At 40.1% G+C, this 3,166-nt stretch carries 4 protein-coding genes; 1 reads left to right on the forward strand and 3 read right to left on the reverse strand.

What is annotated here, in order from left to right:
- On the reverse strand, positions 1 to 848 hold an 848-nt coding region (locus A9G25_RS12145), incomplete at its 3' end, for a hemagglutinin repeat-containing protein (protein ID WP_176701142.1).
- 523 nt (positions 849 to 1,371) lie between these two features.
- Here A9G25_RS12145 and A9G25_RS13480 point away from each other — a divergent pair.
- A complete protein-coding gene (locus A9G25_RS13480) occupies positions 1,372 to 1,476 on the forward strand; it encodes a SymE family type I addiction module toxin (protein WP_442903097.1) in 105 nt (34 codons plus the stop codon).
- A gap of 45 nt (positions 1,477 to 1,521) precedes the next feature.
- Here the strand turns inward: A9G25_RS13480 and A9G25_RS12150 are convergent, their stop codons facing one another.
- Together A9G25_RS12150 and A9G25_RS12155 are read right to left on the reverse strand one after the other, a co-directional pair.
- The gene (locus A9G25_RS12150; RefSeq protein ID WP_065627101.1) at positions 1,522 to 1,773 is read right to left on the reverse strand and encodes a MafI family immunity protein; all 252 of its coding nucleotides are present in this window, start codon (positions 1,771 to 1,773) and stop codon (positions 1,522 to 1,524) included.
- 23 nt (positions 1,774 to 1,796) lie between these two features.
- The coding region (locus A9G25_RS12155; protein WP_141675120.1) for a VENN motif pre-toxin domain-containing protein at positions 1,797 to 3,166 on the reverse strand (1,370 nt) is incomplete at its 5' end.

The following is a 3,166-nucleotide window of genomic DNA, read 5'->3' on the forward strand; positions in this document are numbered from 1 at the left end:
ACCTGACTGCCAATGATATTGATATCGCCACGCTCTTTTTGACCATTGCCCGTCGCAATAATGCTGAGGTTATGCCCCGCTGAGACGCCACTACTTACTACGGTGTGTTGCTCTTGGTTTACCGTGCGTTTGGTCTTTTCACTGCCCAAACTGACATTAATGCCAATGGAGGCTTGTGGCGTACCATTTTGTAAATTAGCACCGCCCTCTAGCGCCGCATTACCCGCTTGTAACCCCGCTTTAATATTCATCAGCGCTTTGGTTTTCTCATTGGTCTGCTTTTTCGCTTGCTCTCGGGTTTGGTTGGCGTTGTAAATATCACTCGCCGTGCCTGTTATCGAAACAGTAAGCCCTGATTTTTTGCGCTCATACTCTTCTTGATACGTCGTTTTCGCATCTAATGCTTCGATATTGACGTTTTCGCCTTGTAATTTGATGTTTTGTTGGGCGATGACATCACTGCCTTTAATACTTAGGTCTTTACCCGCTTGGATATTGACACTGCCTTTTGTACTACCTACAACACTGCCCACAAAGGCTTGTTCCGTATCGGTTTGTTTGAGATTTTCCTTTTCTTTACCCACCGTAAAACCAATTCCACCACTGCCCATTAACCCGGATTTTTTGGTCTTGGTTTCGTGTTTTCGGTAATACGACTCTTCCGCTGCATCAATGGTGATATCTTTACTTGCACCAAGACTCACATTGTGCGTACCTACCACTTCACTGCCTGTAACCGTTAAATTGTTACCCGCATTAATGTTTACCTTATCACCATAAATCCCACTGCCTTTTTGGGTAATGTTGTCGACCGCTATATCTTCAGTAATTGAACCCTTATTAAGCAACCCTTTCGTTTTGGTTTTGTGATGCTCGGTTAACTGTAAGCGTTCTTGCTCACTGCCAATATCAATGTCATCGCTTTGCTCTTACTATGACACTTTTTCCTGATAATAATGCCCCGTCCGTCGTTAATTGTGGGTGGTTATTTTGTAAAAATAATTCAGGATTCTATACCGTTTCATTTTATTAAAATGAAATAATAGCTTATTACTTGACGAGTTGCATTAAGAGGGATAGGGTGAATAAAGTTTGGTATAGCCTGATAATTTTGTGAGTGACTAAACTTAATGGGTCGGCTTGTATACAGGCCATCCTGTTACAATTAAAACCAAACAAACCCAATTGGTGTTAGAGTTTATAACTTAGTTATAAATTGAATTATATATTCCAATTCTGCGAGGTTTGTCACAGAATTGGAAAAGTAAAACAAGGTTATTTAGGAATTTTCCCTGTCCACCAAATCGGCTTCTCATCCGTACCTAAGTTATCAAAAACAGATAGTGGAATGTCTTCATAAGCAAGATCACCATTAAAGGACGCTGGCTTGAGCAATTTGGTTTTTATGTGGGCTGCCCTGTTATCATTAAGATTGAACAGGGCAAGTTGGTGGTTGAACTTGCGATGCAGAACTAAAAAATAATAAAAGATCCCCCGCTGGTTAAGGCGGGAAATAACAAATTATTTATTGGGATTTATATATAAAAATCTATTATCTAAATCCAAACCGAGTAAATCTACAATATGAAGTACTTTATTATATTCGTCTTCACTAATTTTTACATCAAAATCTGCAATATGATCACACAATGTTTCAAAAGCCAAAACATTTTCGGAATGATTAATATAATCCAAAGCATAATCTATTAAATCAGGATCTATCCTATCTTTTAATAAATTACCAAATTCTTTTATACAATTGTTAACTAACATAATTATTTAACCTTTATAACTTTTTACTTAATTGGTTTATAATGAGAAGGAACTGGCGCCTTGTCAGGAAACGCCGTTATTATTTTTCCATTTGCTGGTTCATAAATAACTCTAATACGCACTCCATCTCTAATTTCGTATGCAGCCCATCTTGCAGGATTTCCTGCTTTAGTATAAAGACCGCCAGTTCCACTCTGTGCATACCATTGTGTATTAGGTGATGTCGCAATATCCCCTATTTCATGGACAATTTTGTCTGCAGACCAATCTTTAGGGAAAGTTGTTTTACCAGGATTTCCTGGATACATGTGCCCTCCACTTGTTGGACCATCCCCATATAATATATGCTGCTTAGCTTCAGGTGATAGAATATCGACGTATTTCTGATTTTCAGGCGATATTTTTACATTCGTTCCCTTTCCAGCTTTAGCTTGCTTAATTATGCTATTAGTAGCTTTATCGTAAACAAGTTTATGAGCACTGTCTTCACTAAGAGTAACCTTTAGTTCATCTATTACAGGGGATGAATTTTTTATTAACTTATTTTTTTCTAATGTCATTATAGCAGCAAGTTCGTTTAATTCCGCTTTACTCAAAGAATTAACGTATACACCTGCTGTCATTCCCAATCCCATCGCTGGGTTACCTTCAAATCCAACAGTTTCAATTAACCATGCCGCAACTTGGTTTGCGCATAATACTGGATTGGCTGAACAAGCAACAACTGCTGGCTCTACTATTGGTGCAGCAATAACTGCACCGATCGCAATAACCTGTGGTGTACCATATTCTATTATAGTTTCATTATAACTATCTATTCCTTCCTTGATGATTTTATCTTCACAATCTTTATTTCCGTCACATTGTGATTTAGCAGCATTTACAATCGCTTGACCAAAATAATTATTCTCAACCGCATTTTTCCCCGCAGCAACCCCTGTATTGATATCTTGGATATCACCACCGGCAGCGGCTATCGCAAGGCCTGTCGCTAGTTGTGATAGGGCGCTGATTTGTTGCCTTTCTTCTTGGCTTAGGTCTTTGATGTCTTTATCAGGGTAAAGTATGCCCGCAATCACTTCAGCACCGCGTTCACTTGCAGCAGCACCCAAGCCACCCACTAGTGCAGAGTTGCCTTGTAGCTCGGCTACCACCGCACCGAGTATCGCATGGTTGACGGTGTTGGCAACGGTGCTTCCTTCGGTCTGTTGTTTGATAATAGTCGCAATTTTTGGCGCGAGTGCCCCTGCGGCTGCCCCTGTCATGTCGCCACTGATTAAGCCGTTGATGATACTAACCGCCATGTCAATGCCTTGACGGGTGTCACTGCCCATCGCTGACATGCCTTGGTTCATCGATTCTTTGTAGGCGTCTTCGTAGATTTTTTGTTGCT

It is taken from the genome of Gilliamella sp. Bif1-4 (assembly GCF_001690535.1).
Taxonomy (GTDB): Bacteria; Pseudomonadota; Gammaproteobacteria; order Enterobacterales; family Orbaceae; genus Gilliamella; species Gilliamella bombi.

Bases quoted from the DNA above. Each gene is read 5' to 3' on its own strand.
- A9G25_RS12150 (WP_065627101.1), bottom strand. From the start codon at position 1,773: ATGTTAGTTAACAATTGTATAAAAGAATTTGGTAATTTATTAAAAGAT.